Origin of the sequence: Xanthomonas vasicola, assembly GCF_000772705.2 — a bacterium.
GTDB classification, from domain to species: Bacteria; Pseudomonadota; Gammaproteobacteria; order Xanthomonadales; family Xanthomonadaceae; genus Xanthomonas; species Xanthomonas vasicola.
In genome coordinates this window covers 52,136-74,174 of sequence record NZ_JSBW02000021.1, presented here as the reverse complement: position 1 = coordinate 74,174, position 22,039 = coordinate 52,136, and the positions used below count along the sequence as shown (strand labels likewise).

Here is a 22,039-nt window from a genome sequence, read left to right as displayed (position 1 = left end):
GGCCATGAACGACAAAAATATGGCGCAACACCGCCGTATTCGATGCGACACCGGGCGAAAAGCGCGATGAACAGTGGAATGTCGCAACTGGCATATATGTTGCTTCTCTCCCGTCCTTCAATTCGCAAGATAGCGACGCTCGGAATCTTCATGACTGTCAGAAAATTCCCCCTCGCTGTCTGCGTATGCCTGACATGCGCCACGGTTACGCCCGGGGGACACGCAGCCAACTCAAGCCTCGGCGCGTCGCGTGCCGACCGGCTTGCCGAGATCAGCCGTTACCGCGATCAGGCTCGCTGGATCGACGCACTCGCCGCGATCGAGCGAGCCCAATCGGAACAATCCGACGACGCCCTGCTGTACAAGCTGCAGACGCTGACGCTGAGCGACATCGGCAATGCCTGGCTCGCCTGGCAGTTGTGCAAGGCGCGCCCGGACCTGTTTGACCAGGACCAGAAAGCGCACCTGGAGTCGAACTATCTGGCCAAGCTGGTGAACTGGAGTCTGGCCTATGGCGAGAGCGAAGACACCCGTCTGACCGAGGCCGAAGACGCACTGGCGCAGATGGAGCAGTACGTGCAGCGCGAGGCCCGCCCGCCGGCACAGGTACCCCTGCGCATCCGCATGGATCGCCTGATCCTACTCAACCGTCTGGGCAGGCATTCCCAAGTGCGTGACGAAGCAAACGCCCTGCAACGGGAAGGCCATCCCCTCCCCGACTATGTGCTGCCGGCGGTGAGCGATTCGACGATGGCGACCCGGCAACCGGCCGAAGCGATCCCACTGCTGAAAACCGTCCTGAAGAACGAACCGGGGCGCTCCCAGTCACGCTCGCAGCTTGTCTACGCCTACCTGGAGACCGAACAGGCGGAAAAAGCAATCGACTACCTGCAATCCTGGCAGAAGGACGAGCCAGCGTGGCGCTGGGGCGGCGGCAAGAGCCGCTATGCCAACTGGGCCCGTTACGAAGCCGACCTGAACATGGCCATGATCCACGCCTACAGCGGCGACCTGCCCACCGCGCAGCGGGCGCTGGAAGGCCTGCTGGCGGTCGGCCCCGGCAACGGCGGCCTGCAGACCGCACTGGGCAGTGTGTATCAGATGCGTGGTTGGCCACGCCGGGCGCTGGAACGGCATCAGATGGCCTACACGCTGGACCCGCGCGATGTATCGCCACGCGTCGGCATGTACGAATCCTATATCCAATTGCAGCGTGACGACCTGGCCCGCCCCCTGCACGACAGCCTGCTCGCCCGCTATCCCAACCAGCCTTCCGTGCTGCACATGGACCGCGACTGGCGCGCCCACGGTGGCTGGCAACTACAGGCCGCCGCCGAAGGCAGCCACAGTTCGAGCGGCGGCGGGAACGCGCCATTGGGCAATAACGACCAGCACTACAGCATGGAAGCGGACTCGCCGATCCTGGACGACCGCTGGCGTCTGTTCGCCTCTGCCGATCGGCGCTCTGTCACCTTTCAGAACCGCTACATCGCTCCCTTGTGGCTCAGTGGCGGCGTGCGCTATCGCTTCGGTCACATTGATGCCGAAGCCGCCATGGCGCATCCCGACGACAACATCGGACAGACCGGCCTGCGCGCCAGTGTGGGCTGGCAGTTCAACGACCAGTGGCATGCCCGCATGGCCGCCGCACGCAACGATGCCGAAGCCTCCATGCAGGCGCGCATTTCGGGCATCACCGCCGACAGTGTGGCTATGGCCCTGGACTACACCCGGGACGAACGCATGCACTGGCGGCTGGGCGGCAGTCAGTTCCGTTACGACGACGGCAACCGCCGCGACACCATCAGCAGCGCCATAGAGCAGCGGCTACTGAGCCAGCCACGCCTGCTCATCGATGGCCTGGGCAGCGTCTACGCCAGCCGCGGCAGTCGCGATGATGCGCCCTATTTCAACCCTTCGCAGGACCGCTCGATGGAGCTCGGTCTGCGCCTCAACCAGCAGCTATGGCGCCACTACGAACGCGGCTTCCGCCAGCGCCTGACCGTCTCGGTGGGAGACTACTGGCAGCAGCGGTACGGCAGCTCGCTGATTCCCAGCGTGGCCTATCGCCACGAATGGCAGCTGGGCCAGGGCCGGACATTTGAATACGGTGCGAGTTGGTCACGTCCGGTCTATGACGGCCGGCGCGAACGTCATCTCGGCGTCGATGCCGCAATGCACTGGGGAGAGTGAGATGGAAATAATGCTTCGCAATCTGATGCGCGTACTTGTGTTGGGTCTGCTGATGTCGATCCTGCCCGTGCAGGCCAAGTCGCCGGTCGACCCGGATGCCGTCGACAATGGCCTGCTGGTCCTGAGCTACCACGACATCCGCGACGATGTGCGCGAGAAGGCCGATGCCGATGCCTTTGCAGTCAGCACCCAGAACTTCGCCGCGCACCTGGACTGGCTGTCGGCGCACGACTACCACCCCATTTCGCTCTCGCAACTGATCAAGGCCTCGCAGGGCAAAGCCACACTGCCGCCGCGGGCGGTGCTGCTCACCTTCGACGACGGCCTGCGCAGCATGTACACCCGCGTCTATCCGCTACTGCGCGCCTATCACTATCCGGCGCTGGTGGCGGTGATCACCGACTACGTGGACATGGCGCCTGATCGCACCATCGACTATGGGTACCGCCCGTTCGGCCACGACGATTTCCTCACCTGGGACCAATTGCGCGAGATGCTGGCCAGCGGCCTGATCGAAGTGGCCAGCCATACCGACAACCTGCATCACGGGGTGCAGTCCAATCCGTACGGTAACCAGGCCCCGGCGGTGAATACCCGGATCTACGACTCCACGACACAACGTTACGAGGACGTCGGGCAATACGCCGAGCGCCTGCGCAAGGATCTCAGCCGCAGCGTGCAACGCATCGAGCATGAGCTGGGCGTACGTCCACGGGCAATCGTGTGGCCCTATGCGGCCTACAACCAGATGAGCAACGACATCGCCGAGCAACTCGGCATGCCGGTCTCCTTCGATCTGGAAGGCCGTAGCACGCCGGTCACTCACGACCTGCATGGCCTGGCGCGCCTGCTGGTGACCAACAATCCGACCGTGACAGGACTGGCGTTCGAACTACGTCGCAACCCTGCGCTGGATGGAACCCGCGCGTTGCAGATCGATCTCGATTCGCTCTACGACAGCGATCCGGCGCAGCAGGCCCGCAACCTGGACACGCTGATCGACAGGGTCAAACGCATCGGCCCGACCCACGTCTATCTGCAGGCCTTCGCCGATCCGGACGGTAACAACACCGCCAGTGCCCTGTACTTCCCCAACCGGCACATGCCGATGCGCGAGGATCTGTTCAATCGCGTCGCCTGGCAGTTGAAGACCCGTGCCGGAGTGAAGGTCTATGCCTGGCTGCCGGTGCTGGGCTATGAACTGCCCGACCTGAAGCAACGTGAGGCACTGCGCATCCACAGTACCGAACGCGACGGCATGTACCGCCTGGATTTCACCAACCCGCAGGCGCGGCAGATCATCAAGGACATCTACGAAGACCTGGCCATCAACTCGTACATGGAAGGCATTTTGTTCCATGACGATGGCTACCTGCGCGACACCGAATTACCGCAGTTACCGCAGGAAGGCCACGACGGTCTCCGCACCCAGGCGCTGATCGACTTCACTATGGAACTGCGCGACAGCGCGCAACGCTGGCGGCCGAAGCTGGGCACGGTGCGCAATCTTTACGCACAACCGGTTCTGCAACCGCAGAGCGCCGCCTGGTTCGCCCAACGCCTGGATCTGTTCAACCGGGCCTATGACCGTACCGCCCTGATGGCCATGCCGTGGATGGAAGGCAGCCACGACCCGGAACGCTGGCTGGACACTCTGGTGGCGGCCGTCCGCGCGCAAGACCCGGAAATGAAACACACCCTGTTCGAACTGCAGACGGTGGACTGGCACACCCAGACGCCGATCGGCGGCGAGCGCCTGATCGCGCAGATCCACCGCCTGCAGTCGCAGGGCGTGCGCCATTTTGCGTGGTATCCGGATGACTTCATCGGCAACAGGCCGTCGACGGAGGACGCACGCGCGGCGATGTCCGCACGCAACTTCCCTTACCCGGACAAGTGACATGGACACGTCCGCATGGCTGTACGGCCTGTTCCAGTTCGCCTTCTTCTATCCGATCATGATGGCGTTCTTCTGGATCTCCGGCGGCCTGTACTACTTCTTCCGACGCGAGCGGAAGTCGCGGCCACGCAACGACCCACCACCAATGGGCCAGTACCCGTCCGCCAGCCTGCTGATTCCCTGCCATAACGAATCGGACAATCTGGACGAGACCATCGGCAGCGCCCTGGCCCAGCGCTACCCGGACTTCGAGGTGATCGCCATCAACGATGGCAGCCGCGACGATACTGGCGCGCGCCTGGATGTACTGGCGGCGCAGCATCCGCGTCTGCGCGTGATCCATCTGGACCGCAATCTGGGCAAGGCCAACGCGCTGCGCATGGGTGCGCTGGCCGCGCGCTCGGAGTACCTGATCTGCATCGATGGCGATGCGATGCTGGAAGAATTCGCCATGCACTGGATGATCTGGCACCTGTCCAGCAGTCCACGAGTGGGCGCGGTGACCGGCAATCCACGCATCCGCAATCGCTCGACCCTGCTAGGCCGGCTGCAGGTAGCCGAGTTCTCCTCGATCATCGGCATGATCAAGCGCGCGCAACGCGTCTACGGCCGTATTTTCACCGTGTCGGGCGTGATCGCGGGATTCCGTCGCACCGCGCTGCACCGCATCGGCTACTGGGCCGACGATATGATGACCGAGGACATCGACATCAGCTGGCGCTTGCAGCTGGATCACTGGGACATCCGCTACGAGCCCAATGCGCTGTGCTTCATCCTGATGCCGGAAACCCTCAAGGGCTTGTGGCGGCAGCGCCTGCGCTGGGCCCAGGGAGGCGTGGAGGTGCTGCTGCGCCATGGCCGCTCTCTGTTCAGTTGGCGCAAACGACGCATGTGGGGCGTGCTGCTGGAATACATCCTGAGCGTCCTGTGGGCTTACAGCATCGTGTTGATCGCGGTCTTGTGGGCGCCACGCCAATTCTTTGCGCTGCCGACAGCGGTAAGCATCCACGGACTGCTGCCGCAATGGCACGGGGCGGCCATGGTGCTGGTCTGCCTGTTGCAATTCGCCAGCAGCCTGATCATCGACCGTCGCTACGAAAAAGGAATCGGCCGCAACTATTTCTGGGTGATCTGGTACCCAATCGCATACTGGTTGCTCAGCCTGTGCACGACTGTGGTCGCCTTGCCCAAGACCCTGCTCACGCGCCGCGGCAAGCGCGCAATCTGGGTCAGCCCAGACCGGGGAATCCGATGAAAGCCCCACACACGGACGCGACCAAGCCTGAAACGGAGCGCTTCAATTCGCACCTGATACGGAAACCGCATCAGCAGTCGCTTCTGAAACGTGTCGCCTGGAGCATTCTGACCCTGGCCGGCTGGGGCATCTATCTCTCGCTGTGGGCACCGCTGGCGTCCACGCTCTGGGAACTGCTGAACGGACGACTGACCTGGGCGCAAGCGCACGGACAGGATCGATCCCTGGACCCGTTCATGGTCGTGGCGCTACCGGGCCTGCTGATCTGCTGTCCCGCGTTGCTGATCGGATGGGCCGAATACAACCGCCTCCGCTTCAGCGGTGAAGAGCGCCGTACGGCCTTGAAGAATGTGGAGCGCAGCGAGATCGCCCGTTCCCTTGGCGCGAGCCAGGCGCTGGCCGAGCAACTGGCCACAGCCAAGGCGGTGACCCTGCATATGGACGAACATGCACGACCGGTTGGCATGACCATGCAGGCGCTCCCGCCACCGCATCACGACCCCCGCACCGGCAGCGGATCGGCCCTGCCGTCTCAGTGGCGCACCAGTCCATCGCGCCGCAGCACGCGACGCGCCGCAGCAAGGAAGTCCAGACCCAGCTGACCGTAACGTGCAAAGGGCGGAGTCGGGATGCCTCTCTCCGTTGTCCAGGCCGAGCGCTCCGGCATCAGAGCAGCACGAGCAGGCATGCACCATCACCGCCGACGCGCGCCGCCAGTGCCCACCCCCTCAGCAGTGGCAGTGACGGTATCGGCAGCAGCATCGACCTCGGTGCAGTCCGAACCATAGCGGCGGCTATGCGCGCGCGCCGCTCCCTGATCCGGCACCATCATGATCGCCAGCAAGCACGTCGCCGAGCACGTCCATGCCCGATGACCACGTGTTAAGTACACTGACCAGAGCGAGCGACAGCCGAACTCGTACGCGACGGCTGCGTCGCCTGCCAGCGCGCGCAGCTGTCCGTCCTTCGGATTTAGAGCGGCTAACACAACGTTGCGAGCAGCTGTCAGGTGGGCGCGGACGGCGCGCTCAGAACCGCAGTGGACGCGTGGTACATGCCGATTCCGAGCACCGGCCGCGCCCGCCTGGCGGTGAGCGCAGTCGTGCTGTTAGCCGCTCTTAGTCGCGCTGCCCAGCGATCCAGGTGCCCAGCACCTGCACGTCGGCATCCACCAGCACGAGATCGGCCTGGTAGCCGGGTGCGATGCGCCCCAGGCGTTCGCCCAGACCGATGCATTGCGCGGGATAGGTGGAGGCCATGCGTGCGGCTTCGGCCAGGTCCACGCCGAGCCAGCGCACGCTGTTGCGCACCGCGGTGGCCATGTCCAGTGCGGAGCCGGCGAGCGCACCGTCTGCATTGCGCACCACGCCGTCCACAGCGGTGATGGCTTCGCCGTAGAGATCGAAGCTGGGGCTGTCGCTGCCGACCATCGGCATGGCGTCGGTCACCAGCAGCAGCTTGCCGCGTGGCTTGGCCGCGAGCGCCACGCGCAGGCTGGCCGGGTGCACGTGCACGCCATCGACGATCACACCGCACCACACATTGGAGTCTTCCAGCGCGGCGCCGACTGCATTGGGTTCGCGGCCAGCGAGCTGCGACATCGCGTTGTACACGTGCGTGAAGCCACTGACGCCAGCAGCGATGCCGTCGCGTGCCTGCTCATAGGTCGCCGCGGTGTGGCCGGCGAACACGATCGCGCCGCCGGCAACGAAGGCACGGATATCATCCAGCGGCACGCGCTCGGGGGCGAGCGTGATCAAGGTGACGCCGTTGTCCAGCGAGGTGTCGACCGCAATCTCATGCGCGTCCGGCAGCCGAAACTTGTGTTCGTCATGCGTGCCCTTGCGCGCAGGGCTGAGGTAAGGGCCTTCCAGATGGATGCCGAGCACGCCGGGCACGCCTTGTGCGATGGCCTGGCGAGTGGCGTCGATCGCTTCGGCCATCACCTGCGCGGTGTCGCTGATCAAGGTCGGCAGCATGCCGGTGGTGCCGAAACGACGATGCGCAGCGGCGATGGCCGCCAGCGCCTGCGGGTCGCGTGCGTTGTTGAACAACACCCCGCCGCCGCCGTTGACCTGGATGTCGATAAAGCCAGGCAACAAGGTGGCGCCACCCAGATCCACGCGCATGTCGGCCTGCGCAACGCGCGCATCGTCGGCCGGTACGATCGCCTGGATCTGCGTGCCAGCCAGCACCACGACCAGGCCGTCCTGCAATCCGTTGTCGGTGAGCACGCGCGCGTTGCACAGTGCCTGAGTCGTGAGAGCGTGCATGATTAGACGGTTTCCGTGATCTTGTTCAGATGCGGCGGAAGATCGGGGTTGTTGCCACGCTGCAGCGCCAGTGCATTGATCGCACGATAGAAGCTCTGCACGGTCAGCAGCGGCGCGCAGGCCGGGTGCGCGGCCTCTGCCAGCGGCAAATCGCCACCGGGCGCGGCCAGCCACACCTGCGCACCACGCGCGCGGAATTCTTCGGCCAGTACGCGGGTGCCGGCACCGGTTTCGTCAGGTTGCTCGAATACCAGCACCGGGAAGCCTGGTCCCACCAGGGCCATCGGGCCGTGCTTGACCTCGGCCGAGCTGTAGGCTTCGGCATGCAGGCCGCAGGTTTCCTTGAACTTCAATGCCGCTTCCTGCGCCGCACCCAGGCCCAGGCCGCGGCCGAGCACGAACAGGTTGTGTGCGGGCACCAAGCCAGCGGTGAGTTCGGACCAATCGGCCTGCCAGGCGCTGCGCAACTGCTGCGGCAATGCATCGAGCGCGGCAAGCAACGCCGGGGCGTTCTTCCACACTGCGCCCAGTTGCAGCAGTGCTGCCAGCGAGGCGAGATAGCTCTTGGTGGCGGCCACGCTTTTTTCCGGGCCTGCGCCGAGCGGAATCACCACGTCGGCCAGCTGCGCCAGCGGCGAATCTTCCACGTTGACCAGCGCGACGACGCGCGCGCCGGCGGCCTTGGCGGCTTCGGCATTGCGCAGCAGGTCGGGGCTTTTGCCCGATTGCGAAATCACGATGTACAGCGCGCCACGCAAGTGCAGCGGCGCTGCATACACCGAGCCTACCGACGGCGATGCAGACGCAGTGACGATGCCGAGTTGGGTTTCGAACAGATACTTGGCATAGGTAGCGGCGTGGTCGGAACTGCCGCGCGCGCAGGTCACCACGAACGGCGGCGGGTTGTCACGCAGCGATTGCGCAAGCGCAGCGATGGTGTCGGCGTTACGTGCGAACTGTGCAGCAACCACATCGGCAGTCTGCGCCGCTTCGCGGAACATCAAGGTGTCGGTTTCGGTGGGAAGGCTCATCGTGGCTCAGGCGGATTCGGGGGGGAGAGGTTTGCCGGTGGACGCAGGCGCCGGCGCGGTGGAGCCGCGCACCACCAGTTGCGGCACGAAGCCACGGTTCTGCAATTGCGCGGGCTGGTCGTCGTAGGCATCGCTGCGTAGCTGGCTGATCAACAGGCGTGCGGCATGCCGCGCGATGTCCTCGGTGGCCTGCTTGGCGGTGGTCAATGCCGGCCATGACTGGCGCGAAAACGGGCTGTCTTCGAAACCGGCAATCGACAATTCATACGGCACGTTCATGCCGGTGGATTTGGCTGCGGCCAGCACGCCGGCAGCAATCTCGTCATTGCTGCCGAAGATGGCGGTGGGCGGCTCGCGCAACGACAACAGCCGACGCGCACCACGGAAGCCATCGTCGAAGGTGTAATCGCCGGGAATCACCAGGTGCTTGTCCAGGTTGATGCCGTAATCCTTCAACGCCGCTTCATAGCCGGCATAGCGTTCGCCGCTGGAGCGATGCTGCGGGCCACCCCACAGGAAACCGATGCGTTGATGGCCGAGCTGGATCAGATGCTCGGTGATTTCATACGCGGCATCGCGGTCGTCGATATACACGCACGGGCCATCGCCCGGGTCATCGGTCGAAGCGATGATGCGCACGCTCTTGATGCCGCGCGCCGCCAGACCTGCCAGCAACTCCGGGCGTTCGGACATCGGTGCGGTCAATACCACACCGGCCAGACGCGAACGCTGGACCCATTCGGCCAGTTCTTCGGCCAGCAACGGCGAGGTGGAATCGCAGGGATGGATCTGCAAGCCAAAGCCGGTTTCACGGCACGCGGCCAGCACGCCGTTTTGGATGCCGATGATGTGGTACGGGTTGGGATTGTCGTAAACCACGCCGATCACGAACGGCGTACCGCTGCGCAGATTGCGCGCGGACGGATCGGGTTCGTAGTCGAGATCGGCGATGGCGCGCAGCACGCGCGCGCGCGTGGCCTGCATCACCGACGGCTCGTTATTGATCACCCGCGACACGGTCTTCAACGAGACCTTGGCGCGTTCGGCGACATCTTTGATGGTAGGTCTACGCATGGGATGAGTTTGCCGCGTTGGAGAAAAGCGCGTCAGCTCGCCGCGCCCTGGCCGACGCGGTGACCGCGCAGCGCAAAGAACAAGATGTATAGGTAGCAGGCAATCATCAAGCCGGCGAAGACAACCTGGAAATCAAAGAACTCCTTTAGGTGGGCAAACAGCTGGGGAACCGCTGCGCCGCCCACGATGCCCATGATCAACAGCGCCGCGCCCCTTTCAGTGAATTTTCCTAGCCCCTTGATAGCCAAGGGGAAGATGGCCGGCCACATAATGGCGTTGGCGAATCCGAGCGCTGCCACGAACGCTACCGAGATATAGCCGTGAGTCAACATCGCACACAGCGAAAAAACGATGCCGAGGCATGCCGAAATGAACAGGTACCTTTCCTGGGAAATGTACTTGGGAATCAGCACCAAGCCCACCCCGTAGCCTGCCAGCATGCAGGCGAGCGTGCCGATCGTGAAATATTTCGCGTAGTCCAGCGAGAGACCAAGGCTGTTGCCATAGATGCCGATCGCGTCGCCCGCCATCACTTCTGCACCGACGTACACGAAGATGCACAACGCGCCCAACCACACATGCGGAAACGCAAAGATGCTGTCACGGCTGCGCTCGTCCGATTTTGCCGACGAGTTCGCCTTCTCGGCACTGATCTCGGGCAAGGGCGAATACAGGATGGCGACAGAAAGCAACGCAAGCACGCCCGCGATCGCCATATAAGGTCCATAGATGCGGCCAGCGAACTCCTGCAACAGAATTTCTTTCTGCGCCGGCAGCACCTTCTCCACCTGGGTCGAAAAATCCTCCATGCCGTGAAGGACCACCTTCGCTAGCCCATAGGTGGCCAGTGCCCCAGCCACCTTGTTGCAAATGCCCATGAGCGCGATGCGACGGGCCGCGCCATCGATCGGACCGAGAATGCTGATGTACGGATTGATTGCGGTCTGCAGCAAGGCCAATCCTCCACCGATGATGAAGATGCCACTCACGGCTCCCACATAGGAACGGGCGTTGGTGAACTGACCGAAGATGGCGGCACCGATCGCCATGGCCAGCAAGCTCAGGGCCAGCCCCTTCTTCATCCCTGTCAGTTTCAGGATCAGCGAAGAAGGCAGCGCCAGGCAGAAGTAGGAGATGTAGAACGCGCTCGGGATGAGAAACGCGAACGCGTCGCTGACGTTGAAGGCGACCTTGGCGAATAGGATCAACGGCCCGTTGATCCAGGTAAAAAAGCCCATGATGAAGAACAACAGGCCGACGATGGCGATGGAGGCGTAGGGACTGGCGGGCCGTACTTTGGTCATGGGCGTGCGTGCTCCGGGGGCGCGTGGATCGGCGGTCAGCGTCGCAGTTCGGCGACGAAATCGTAGAAATCGTTGTGGCAATAGGTGTCGGTCAATTCGATCGCGCTGCCGTCACGGGCATAGCCCACGCGCACCACGTGCAAAATCGCCTCGCCGGTCTTCATGCGCAAATGTTCGGCCAACCGTGCGGGCAGATTGATGGCGCGGAAGTACTGCAGTGCGCGCATCACCGGTGTGCCCTGCGCATCCAGATAGCTGTAGAGCGAATCGCCGATCTGCTGCGGGTCGGCCACGATGCGCTGCGGCAACACCGCGTGCTCGTAGGCCATGACGCGGTCGTCGGCGCTGCGCAGACGCGTCAGCGAGGCCACTGCCGCATCCGGCGACAGGCCCAGCCGCAGGATCTCTTCGCCGTGTGCCGGGCGCAGCCGCCGCTCCAGCCAGCGCGTGCCGGGCTCATAGCCCTTGATGCGCAGCGTTTCGCTGAAACTGGTCAGGCCGCTGAGCTGGTGCTGGATCTGGGTGGTGACGAAGGTGCCCGCGCCCTGCCGGCGCGAGACCAGGCCTTGTTCGACCAGCACATCTACTGCCTGGCGCAGGGTGACGCGCGAGATCTGCAGCCGCTCGCACAGCTGGCGCTCGGCCGGCAGCGCCTCGCCGGCCTTCCATTGACCACCACGGATGGCGTCGGTGAGCTTGGCAGCCAATTGCAAATATAGTGGGGTAGGCGCAGAGACCTCCAGCGCCAGCGCATCCATCCTGGGGTCGTCGTCCATCCTGGCGTTGGTTCTCGGTTTGACCATTGCCTGTCCTCCGGACCGACGTGGATTTGTTAGGTCCAATATAGTACCAATTTGCCTCGCGCGCATCAGGTCGTGGATAACTCCAAAGTGCGCACTAGCGTGCCTTACCCCGCCCCGACCCAAGGACCGCAACGCTGGTCGGCATCCGGCAGTTGCGGCCAAAGCTGGTCAGTGCCTTGCAGCCTGGCGCATCGTAGGGGTGGCCGGCGCCATTACAGCCGCAGATACCAGCGCCGCCGATCCATCCACCAACCCACGGCGCAGCACACCAGCGTGTAGCTCAGCGCGCACAGCAGCGACCCGAGTGGACCCGGTGCAATGGTCTGGAACACACGGATGCCGGCCCAGGCGTACAAATCCAGCCCCGAGCTGCCGGCCGGGATTAGCCGCAACACCACCACGAACAATTCGGAGAACAGATAGATCGCCAGCGGGTTACGTCCCAGCACGGTGAAGAAGCCGCTGCCGCCGATCCAGCCGCGCAACTCCAGCAGGTACACCAGCACGCCCAGCGCCAGCAGATCCAGGCCCACCGTGCAGGCAACGAACGACCCGCTCCAGAGCTTCTTCGACAACGGCCAGGCCGGCGCCCAGAGCAGCGCCAGCAGCACCAGACCTGCGCCCGCCAACAACAAGCTGCGCGTGCTGGCAATGGTCTTGCCGTGCCGCTGCAGGAAGCGCCCACACAGATAACCGGCCAGCACGTTGACCGTGGCCGACAGCGTGCCGAGCAGGCCCTCGGGATCGAAGCCGCCGTCCTTGCGGTACAGATGCGCGCGCCCGTATAGCCATAGATCCAGGCGAGTGCCGGCATTGCCGGTCTTGCTCAGCTCCACGCCGGGTTGGCCGAAGACATACAACAACGCCCAATAGCCCAACAGCAGCGCGACGCAGGCAGGCGCGATGCCGCGTGGTGGCAGATAGCGCACCAGTAATGCCGCCGCCAGGTAACACAGGCCGATTCGCTGCAATACGCCGGTCAGGCGCAGTTGATCGACCGTCGTGAACGCCCATACACCATCGGGCTGCAGATGGAAGAAAGGAAACCAGTACATCAGCACGCCACACAGCACGATCAGCACAGCACGCTTGCTCACGCGGCCAAGGAACTGCAGAGGTGGCGTGTTGGTTGCCAGCGCAAAACTCATCGCGCTACCAACGGCGAACAGAAACGAAGGAAACACCAGATCGGCCAGGGTGAAGCCGAACCAGGCCGCGTGGGTGAGCTGCGCGTACGCCTGCGCGCCCGGCCCGGCGGTGTTGACCAGAATCATCAGGAAGATGGTCAGGCCGCGGAACACATCCAGCGAGAGGAAGCGTTCGCGTTTTGGTGGTGCGGTTGCAGTGGTTGTGGCAGTTGCGGTGGCAGCCGCGGGCGTGTGTGCGCTCATTGCCCGCCCTCGCCCATGGCGTCGAGATGGATGCGGCATGCAAACGCACGTCTCGTGGCCTGGGCTCTCACATCCACACAACTGCGCTCATGCATGAGCACCATCTGCAATAGAGATTCGTTCATTGCGCGGCTCCTTGCGCGGTGCCTTGAACGGCGCCGTATGCGCCGTCCTGCCGCTCGCCTTGCCCCTGATCCTGCGAAGCGCTTTGCCTTGGAGCGGGCGCATCCACTTGCACCAGCAGAGTCTGCAGCAAGCTCAGTGGATCGCGTGGAGGCTGACGCTTCGGCACTTGCTCCTTATCGGCCCAGTGGCGTTCCCATGTGGCAAGCTGCTGATCCATGGCCGCCGCGTCGAACGGCGTGCCGACCTTGCGTGCAGCACGATACGCGCTGAGGAAGCGCGTCCAGCGCTGCAGATAGAAATCTGCGTACATGCCCTGCCACGCCTTGGACGCGTAATCGGCAAGATTGCCGTCGCCACCCCAGACACTGACCTGCGCACGCGCATTGCCGACATAGGCACGCCGCAATCCAGCATCGTTGCCTGCCGCAGCGGCGGCCTGGCCGGTCCAGTCGGCCAAGGTTTCGTGTTGACCGCCCACCAGCGCATCCAGCCCCTGCACCAGTTGCGTGATGCGCGCCAGCTGTGCATCGCCGCGTGCGAAGTCGCCGGCGTTGTAGGCCTGCACCACTGCCTGCAATTGACGGTCGGCCTGCAGGCTCAGGTAGTGGCGCGCGTCTTCGATCAGATCGTATCGGTACAACGGTGCGTCGGCATAACGCTCGGCCTGCTGCAGCAACGCATCGATCGCGCGGCGCAGACGCTGCGGGTCGCCGGGGCGATCGTCGAACTTAACGATGTCGGCAGTCGGCCGCTTGAACAGCAGGTAGGCACCGGCACGCTTGTTCCACCAGCGTGGCGACCAGTAGCGGGTCTGGTAGATGCCTGCTTCCAGATCGGACCATGCGCTCAGTAAGGCCGCATCGCTGCGGCCGTAGCGCGCGCGCAGATACTGCGTGAGCCACTGCGACCACGGCTGTTGCGGGCCTTCCCAGGCCAGCGCGTAGAGATATTCGTAGACCACCGAGTTGCTGTGCAGCCCTTCCGGAAAGATGCCAAAGCCGCGCAAATTGCGTTTTTCCGGAGTTGCAAGCAGGGCTTGCAGATCTTGCCGATAGAACGCGAAATCGCCATACAGCGGATTGCTGGCGCCGTAGTTGTGCACGTAGCCGTAGATCCATTGTTTGTTGTCGAACGCCTGCGAAGCCTTCCAGGTGCCGGGGTAGCGGTCGTTGCCGATGTCCAGCACCAGCAAGCGTGCGTCGGGCACCTTGCCGAGAAATGCAGCAATCGCCTGCGGTTGCCAGAACTCGCGGTCTGCACCGAACAGCCAGCCCTGCATTACCCATGTCGCCTTCGGGTTCACTTGCGCGATGGAGCGATACAACGCCTGCCCGTACTCGGCCAGGCGTACATCCCGTTGCGCTGGCGGTACCGCTTTTGCCCGTGCGGCATCGGAATTGGCGATGCTGTCGCCATACTTGGCGGCGGCTACATCGCTGCCGTCGTCGGCCACGGGTGGCAGCATTTCGTTGAAGGCATCGGCCAGGTAGAACTCGCCTGCGCCGTAGGCCTGGGTGTACAGCTCCAGGAATCGCCGCGCGACCTTGGCAAACAACGGATCGCGCGGATCCAGCCAATAGGTTTCGTGAAAGCCTTCCCAGGCGCGCATGCGGTAGATGCGCGCATGCGGATGCGCCTGCGCGAACGCTTTGGGCACGTAGCCGGCAAATGCCGGCAGCACCGGCTGCATGCCCAACTCGCGCATGCGCGTCAGGATCTGCCGCTGCAGCACGCGTTTGCTGTCGATCCAGTGTTGCGGCAACGGCGCGCGATAGCCTTCGATATTGCCCATACGCTGCCAGGGCGTGAACGCCGGGCCAGAGAAATACTCCGCCAGCGCATCATCGCCGACATCGAACTCGCGCCACAGCGCTTGCCAGATTGCTTCCTGGCCTTCCATCGCCAGCGGCATGTCGATGCCATGCAAGGCCATCCAGTCGATCTCGCGCTGCCAGCGCGGCCAATCCCAGAACGGCGTGGTGTAGCCATAGGTGCAGGTGTTGAGGTAGGCACGGTGGGCAAATGGTGTGCGCACCTGGCCGCTGCTATAGGCCGGCCATTGTGCTGGCAATGCCACACGGTCGCCTTCCCAACTCATCGACGCCGCACCGACCTGGCCGAGATACGCATAGGCGCCACGCGCCAAGGCCACTTGCGAGGAGCCGGCAATACGCACCGTGTCGCCGCCGGCGTCGATGCGATACCAGTCCGCGCCATCGCCGCGGGGCGCCACGGTCATCTCGAACTGGGCGGCACGCGCACCGATCAGGCGTTGCACTACCGCCTGCGCCGGCGGTGCTGCCAGCACGCTTAACGGAGTGGCGAGCAACGCACCCAGTACAACGGCGAACAAGCGCGCAGGCGACGATGGAGAAAACAGTGAGGCGGTCATGGCGAGTTCCGATAATGCACGGAGACGACGTCGTGGAATCCAAATGGTTGATCGGCAGCGACCTGCAGAATCACCGCCAGCGTGCGCTCGCCTGCCGCGGGTGCAAGCGCCACGGTGATGGGTGTACCGGCCGCTGCCTGGGCGACTGCGCGGCCATCCAGAAATACCTGCGCCGGCCCGCTGAGGCGGCCCAGGTCGAGTATGCCGCCGCGGCTTTGCATGCCCTGCCAGGGCGTGAATTGCGTGCGGTACAACACATAGCCGGCACCTTCGGGTGCGCTTTCCAAGGTGCCGGGCAGCGTATTGCTCCAGCTGTTGTTGTCGTTGGGACGGCGCGGGAGGTCCGGTGCGGGCGGCTGCGCGAATGCCGCGGTGTGGCGCCAGCTTTCGACCACCATCACCGGCGCCGCGATCGGCACCGACGCCGGTAGCGGCACTGAGGTGCAGCCGATCTCAAGCACTGCATCGCGCAATCCGGGGCTACGGGCCTGCAGTCGTAACACGCCTGCGCCGCGCCCGGCTTGTACAATTACCTGCGCCAGCCCGTTGAACAACGCCACCTGCATGCTCTGATCGGCGGCATGCGCATTCGGGTCGCCATTGCCGACACCGAGCAGCAGGCCGCCGCTGATCTGCAGCGTCAGCTGTGCATTGCAATCGGGCACGTGACGCCCCTGCGCGTCTACCGCTTCCAAGGTCACCGGTTGCGCATCGCGACCATCGCCGCGCAGTCCGCTGCGGTCGGGGGTGAGTTTGAGCGCGATAGGCGCGCCGGTGGTTTCCACACGCGTGCGCGCCACTTCGCGTCCATCACGCCAGCCCACCGCTTCGAGCACACCTGGCGCGTAGTCCACCTGCCATTGATTCGATTGCGCACGATCCACCGCTTGTTTCCCGAGCGAGCGACCGTTGAGCAACAACTCCACCTGCTCGGCATTGCAGAACGCCATCACCTTGATCGGCTGACCTTCGCGTCCGGGCCAGTTCCAGTGCGGCAACAGGTGCAGCACCAGCGCATCGTCGATCCATAAAGCGCGGCGCAACCAATAGGCGCCCTTGGCAAATCCGCATTGGTCCATGATGCCAAAGAACGACCCGACAGATGGCCATTCGAACGGCGTGGGTTCGCCGCGATAATCGAAACCAGTCCACACGAAACTGCCGGCGACGAATGGGCGTTCGGCAATCAGCTGCCAGGCACGGCGATGGGTATTGCCCCAGTCCGCAGCCAGGCTGTCGTCTTCTGCCACCACGTGCGCGTCCAAATCGGTGAACCATGCACCACGCGTCTGAAACGCGCTGGTGTCTTCGCTGGACAGCATCGGCGTGCGCGGACGTGCCGCATGCACGCGGTCGTAGTTGTACTGGCGATAGTTGAAACCGAGCACGTCCACCACATCGGCCGCGCCGCGGGTGGCGAACATGCCGTCATTCATGCCGGCGGTGATCGGGCGCGTGTCATCGAGCGCACGCACCGCGCTGGCGGCGTGCGCTATGATCGCGTACCCGGTGGCGGTGCCTTGCAGCGGCTCTTCATTGAGCAGCGACCACAAAAATACGCTGGGATGATTGCGCTGGCGCCGCACCATATTGCGCAGCAGCGCCACATAGTCGGGCGCAGGATTGAACAGGCGGTTCTCAGCCATCACCAACATACCGAGACGGTCGCAGGCCTGTAGCAGTTCCGGCGCCACTGCGTGGTGCAGACGGATGGCATTGCAGCCCATCGATTTCAGCCGCTGCAGACGAAACACATGCAGCGCATCGGGTAGCGCCACGCCAACGCCGGCATGGTCCTGATGCAGGCAGACGCCCTTGATCTTGAGCGCACGCCCGTTGAGGAAAAAACCGTGGTCGGCATCGAAGCGCAGGCTACGAAAGCCGACGTCGCACGCGCCACGGTCACTGCGGCCGTCTGCGCCCTGCACCTCGGCTTGCAAGCGATACAGCACCGGTGTCTCCACGCTCCAGCGCTGCGGCTTTGGCACTGCGATGCTGATCGCGGCCTGTGCAGTGGCGAAGGCGGCAAGCCGCAACTGCGTCTGACCATGCGCCACGACAGCGCCATGCGCATCGCGCAAGACGACCTCAACCCACGCATCAGCGGGCTGCTCGCCGCTGTTGACAAGGTCCAACTGCACCGGCACCTGCCAGACATCGCCCGGGCCTTCGCGCGGAACCGCTGCCAAGCCGTCGCCGGCGATATGCAGGGGCGCACGCAGCACCAGCCAGGTGTGGCGGTAGATGCCGCCGCCTTCGTACCACCACCCGTCCATGGCCTCGGCATCGACGCGGATGGCGATGCTGTTCAATGCATTGCCGTAGCGTGCGACCGGCGTGATGTCGATCACCAGCCCGTTGTAGCCGCTCCAACTGCGCGCCATCAGCATGCCGTTGACCCACACCGTGGCATGGCTGGCGATACCGTCCAGACGCAGTTCCACCGCCTGGCCGCGCACCGCCTCTTCCAGCCGGAACGTGCGCCGGTACCAGGCAAGACCGCGCGGGCGATAGCCTTGCGCGACGTTGGCGTCGGCGCGCACCGGCTGCTCCACGACAAAATCGTGCGGCAATTGCAGCTGCCGCCAACCGGTATCGTCGAAGTCCGGCGCCGCCGCGCCCCAGGCCCGGCCCGCCTTGCCATTGGCGTACGTTTCGTCCTGCCCCAGCAGGCGCGGAAATGGCACATCGCCGGCATGAAAGCGCCATCCCTCGTCCAGATCCAGCCATTGGCCGCCGGCCCCTGTGGCGGATGTCTGCGGCCCGGGAGGCGGCTTGGCGCTGGTGCCGACACGTGGGGTGTCGGCGGCGGCGCCAGACACCAGCGCAGGCATGCCAAGCAGCGATGAGGCACAGACGCTGCCGGCAAGGAACTCACGCCTGCGCATGGCAACGCCTGATCAATTGCGGTGCATGCACGCCACGTGGTGCCCGCACTGCCAGCACGGCACGGCACGCGTCCCCTGCACCAGCACCGTTACCTTCACTGCTGGCCGCCGCGCGCAGCTGTGCATGGCGGCCCGAAGCGCGCTGCCTCAGCATCAACGCATGTCCCACTGCATCGACAGGTAGTAGCTGCGACCGGTCACGCCGGTCATCTGCCAGCGGCTGGGGATGTCCTTGTACGCCTCTTCCTTTTGGTTGGTGAGATTCAGGCCGCCCAGTTGAAAACTCAGCTTGTCGTTGACCTGGTAGCCAAGCACCGCATCCAGCTGCGTGCGCGCCTTCATGATGTGGCCTTCGCGCGCGAAGAAGCTGTCGCTGCTGTCCTGTTCGTACTCGCTGCGATGATTGAGCGACACGCGTGCCGAGTAATGCTCGCTTTCCCAATATGCGGTGGCATTCCAGGTCTGTTCGGACAGGTTGCGGATCTTGAAATCGGTATCGCGCTGCGGAATCACCCGGGTGAAATTGGTGGTGAACCCGAAGCCATCGATCGGCAACCAGGCATCCAGCGATTGCGTCCAGCCCAGCTCGTAACCGCGAATCTTGACCTTGCTCGGATCGTTGGTGGTGGCGGTGATCTCGTAGATATCGCCGTTACTGCTCACACAGTCGCCGGCTGCATTGCTGGACAGCGCAGTGCCGTTGAACGCGGCCGGGCAGACGATGCTGTTGAAGGTTCCGTTCTTGATGTTTTTCCAGAACCCGGCCACGGTCAGCGCACCGCCGTTGCCGTAATACCACTCCAGGCTCAGGTCGGCTTGGTCGGCGGTCAATGCCTTCAGATCGGTCTGGCCCTGGGTGACGACATAGGTGGTGGTGCCGCCGGTATTGGTGCCGGTTGAAATCGTTGAGGCGATGGCGGTATTGCTGTCCAGAATCGGGCGCACCAAGACTTTGGCCGCCGCAAAGCGCAGCAGCACGTCTTCGCGCATATCCAACACCAGATTCAGGCTGGGCAACCAGTTGGAATACTCGTACGGCGCGCGCGCGGTGCCGACCACGATATTGGCGTCGTCGCTCGCGGCTTGCGCCTGCGTCAGGTAGGTGTCGGTGGTGCGTTTGGTATTTTCGTAGCGCATGCCGACGTTGCCGCGCAAACGCATGCTGCCGATGTCAGTGTCGATGCGCGCCATCGCATACGCCGAAGAAATGTCGTTCTCGATGCTGTAGCTGCTCTGCGGTGCAAACAACACCGGCACGGTGATGCCCGCGGCCGCCAGCGAGCGCGCATAAGCGGCGATGTCCGGGGTGACCCAGCTGTCCTGCGAGGCCAGTTGCCCGTCGAGGAAGTTGCTGACCGTGCTGCTGGCGGCCGACAGTTCCGGAAACATGTCGAAACCCGACACCGCACCGGTCCTGAGCAGATACAAAAAGTCGCGCCGGCGCACATCGCGATCGAAGGTTTCGCGACGGTATTTGGCACCGAAGCGCACTGCGTTCAACGCACCCAGGTCCAGATAGCGTTCGGCGTCCAGTTGGAGCGACCATTCCTTGTTGCTGAGTGACTGGATGGAACCGTTGGGATATTCGCTGCGCACCAGATTGGCCTTGTTCCAGGCGCTAGCGTCGTTGGCGTCGGCATCGGTGGTCAGCGAGATTGCGTCGGGATTGGAGGTATCCAGCAGCGTTGCCGAGGGAATCCGGCCCAGGATCGCGGCACGCTCGTTCTCGTCGGTCTTGCCCTGGGTGTAATTGGCCGCGCCACTGAACGTCCAGGCATCGCCCTTCCACTTGAAGTCGTAGGTAAGCAACTGGGTGGACAGATTGTGCTGTTCGATTTGGTGATTGTTTTCCAGCCAGTAATCCGATGCCGACACCTGTGTGGCGGTCAGCCCGTTGGTCTGCAGCACCGTCAGCGGACTGCGCTCGAACGAGTACACCAGCTGGTTCATGTCGTTGGCGGTCCGGTCCTGCGAATACAGCGCAGTAAGGTTCATCTCCAGCTGGTCGCTGGGCTTCCACTGCAAGCCGCCGTTGAACATCTTGCGCGTGGTGTCGCGCTCGATCGAGCGATAGCGCGGACGGCGCGGGATATACAAGGTGCCCGCGTCGGTGGCTTGCGTATACCAACGGTCGATCCACAGATAATCGGCGCGATCCTTTAGCTTCTGATAGCCCGCACTGAGAAACACGCCCAGATCGCCGCCACCGAACTTGAACTGGTCGATATAGGTCAGCACGCCCTTGGGCGTTGGCGAGCCGCCAGCAAATTCGGAGTATTGGGTCTTGGCCGAGAACAACAGCTTGGTCTGCTGGTAGTCCAGGGGTTTGGTGGTATTGATGTTGACCGTGCCCGACAAGCCACCGGCATCCATGTCCGCAGACGGCGATTTGATCACCTCGATCCCGGCGGCCACTTCTGGCTGGATGATGTCGTAGCGGAAGCCATCGGTGAAATCGGCGCTTTTGATCACCTGACCATTGATGGTGGTGGCCGAATACTGCGGCCCCAGGCCGCGCACACTGATGGTGGAACCGCGCCCGTTGATGGTGGAGATCTGCACGCCGGGAATGCGCTGGATCGCCTCGGCGATGTTCTCGGCAGGAAACTTGCCGATGTCCTGCGCAGAGATGCCGTCGGTCATGCGCACGTCGTCGCGCTTGTTGTCCATCGCGGTGATCAGGCTCTTCTGGTACGAGCTGGTGACCTTGACCGTATCGAGCTGGGAGATCTGCGCCGATGCTGCCGACGATGCGTCCTGTGTCTGCGCGTTGGCGCCGCAGGCAAGCAGCGACAGCGCAATGGCAAGGGACAGCGACGAGGGCGAACAACAACGCAGCGAGGCACGCGGGAGAGGCGACATGAGAGATCCTGGAGTGGAATGGCTGGACGACAACGCGACTGGCATTCCGATCGATCAGCGATGACAGATCCCGCGCTGGCAACCCACCACGCGCGCACAGGTCACCAGTTCCGGACGTCCGGAACCGCCTGCGATCTGTTGTCTGCGAGCACCCACGGCCCCCCGTGGGTGCCGATGCCGCCTCCCTCCCAGGACCGGCACCGCATGCCATTGCTGATCAACGGCCCTGAATGGAAAGTACCAATCCAGTGGAGTTGATTCTTATGGTCTCTAAAAGATCGTGTCAACAGTCACTTTCGAAAGTGTTTGATAGCTCTCTGATAAGGCGCCCGTTCCCCGTCGTTATTGACCTTCAACGGTGCATGCACGGATATCGGGTGCGCACCGGGCATCGTTGTCACAGGACCAGTCACTGACCAATTCTCGGTGACCAGACCAATTGTGTGCAGTCCACGCCGCGGTCGCGGCATTGCGATCACCGGGGCTGCGTCACAGTCCTTTGCAGCGCGCTCATGTGTGTTCCAAAGCGTGTGTCGCGTCTATTCGC

The 22,039-nt window shown here is 63.7% G+C and carries 13 protein-coding genes and 1 other RNA gene; 4 read left to right on the top strand and 10 right to left on the bottom strand.

The features are described 5' to 3' along the window. Positions 1-150: 150 nt before the first annotated feature. The 4 genes from pgaA to pgaD are packed head-to-tail and all read left to right on the top strand — an operon-like array spanning position 151 to position 5,950. Positions 151-2,193, top strand: a complete 2,043-nt coding sequence (gene pgaA / locus NX05_RS04330) for a poly-beta-1,6 N-acetyl-D-glucosamine export porin PgaA (protein ID WP_039431718.1) — start codon at positions 151-153, stop codon at positions 2,191-2,193. 10 nt (positions 2,194-2,203) lie between these two features. Then, positions 2,204-4,093 (top strand): poly-beta-1,6-N-acetyl-D-glucosamine N-deacetylase PgaB, encoded by a 1,890-nt coding sequence (pgaB, locus tag NX05_RS04325; protein WP_039431720.1) that lies wholly within the window; start codon positions 2,204-2,206, stop codon positions 4,091-4,093. Between the two features lies 1 nt (position 4,094). Further along, positions 4,095-5,348: a poly-beta-1,6-N-acetyl-D-glucosamine synthase gene (gene pgaC, locus NX05_RS04320; RefSeq protein WP_010376293.1), complete on the top strand. Its 1,254-nt coding sequence runs from the start codon at positions 4,095-4,097 to the stop codon at positions 5,346-5,348. Further along, positions 5,345-5,950 (top strand): poly-beta-1,6-N-acetyl-D-glucosamine biosynthesis protein PgaD, encoded by a 606-nt coding sequence (gene pgaD, locus NX05_RS04315; RefSeq protein WP_039431725.1) that lies wholly within the window; start codon positions 5,345-5,347, stop codon positions 5,948-5,950. The genes pgaC and pgaD overlap by 4 nt, the downstream gene beginning before the upstream one ends. A 377-nt stretch (positions 5,951-6,327) precedes the next feature. On the opposite strand, the gene NX05_RS21765 is transcribed toward pgaD, so the two are convergent. The 10 genes from NX05_RS21765 to NX05_RS04270 form a co-directional block, all read right to left on the bottom strand. Next, a non-coding RNA gene (locus tag NX05_RS21765) (sX9 sRNA) lies at positions 6,328-6,404 on the bottom strand. 62 nt (positions 6,405-6,466) lie between these two features. Continuing rightward, positions 6,467-7,621: an N-acetylglucosamine-6-phosphate deacetylase gene (gene nagA / locus NX05_RS04310; RefSeq protein ID WP_039431728.1), complete on the bottom strand. Its 1,155-nt coding sequence runs from the start codon at positions 7,619-7,621 to the stop codon at positions 6,467-6,469. A 2-nt stretch (positions 7,622-7,623) separates the two neighbouring features. Beyond that, on the bottom strand, positions 7,624-8,652 hold the full coding sequence (locus tag NX05_RS04305; protein ID WP_039431730.1) for an SIS domain-containing protein: 1,029 nt from the start codon (positions 8,650-8,652) through the stop codon (positions 7,624-7,626). Between the two features lie 6 nt (positions 8,653-8,658). Further along, positions 8,659-9,726: a LacI family DNA-binding transcriptional regulator gene (locus NX05_RS04300; protein WP_039431733.1), complete on the bottom strand. Its 1,068-nt coding sequence runs from the start codon at positions 9,724-9,726 to the stop codon at positions 8,659-8,661. 32 nt (positions 9,727-9,758) lie between these two features. Then, positions 9,759-11,030, bottom strand: coding sequence for a sugar MFS transporter (locus NX05_RS04295; protein ID WP_039431734.1), 1,272 nt, complete (start codon positions 11,028-11,030; stop codon positions 9,759-9,761). A gap of 35 nt (positions 11,031-11,065) precedes the next feature. Then, positions 11,066-11,788 (bottom strand): GntR family transcriptional regulator, encoded by a 723-nt coding sequence (locus NX05_RS04290; protein ID WP_039431737.1) that lies wholly within the window; start codon positions 11,786-11,788, stop codon positions 11,066-11,068. Positions 11,789-12,045: 257 nt separating this feature from the next. Next, the gene (locus NX05_RS04285; RefSeq protein ID WP_039431740.1) at positions 12,046-13,224 is read right to left on the bottom strand and encodes an acyltransferase family protein; all 1,179 of its coding nucleotides are present in this window, start codon (positions 13,222-13,224) and stop codon (positions 12,046-12,048) included. A 121-nt stretch (positions 13,225-13,345) separates the two neighbouring features. Next, on the bottom strand, positions 13,346-15,742 hold the full coding sequence (locus tag NX05_RS04280) for an alpha-N-acetylglucosaminidase (protein WP_039431742.1): 2,397 nt from the start codon (positions 15,740-15,742) through the stop codon (positions 13,346-13,348). Next, on the bottom strand, positions 15,739-18,630 hold the full coding sequence (gene galA, locus NX05_RS04275; protein ID WP_173568302.1) for a beta-galactosidase GalA: 2,892 nt from the start codon (positions 18,628-18,630) through the stop codon (positions 15,739-15,741). The genes NX05_RS04280 and galA overlap by 4 nt, the downstream gene beginning before the upstream one ends. A 153-nt stretch (positions 18,631-18,783) precedes the next feature. Continuing rightward, a complete protein-coding gene (locus tag NX05_RS04270) occupies positions 18,784-21,492 on the bottom strand; it encodes a TonB-dependent receptor (protein WP_010368199.1) in 2,709 nt (902 codons plus the stop codon). Between the last annotated feature and the right edge of the window lie 547 nt (positions 21,493-22,039).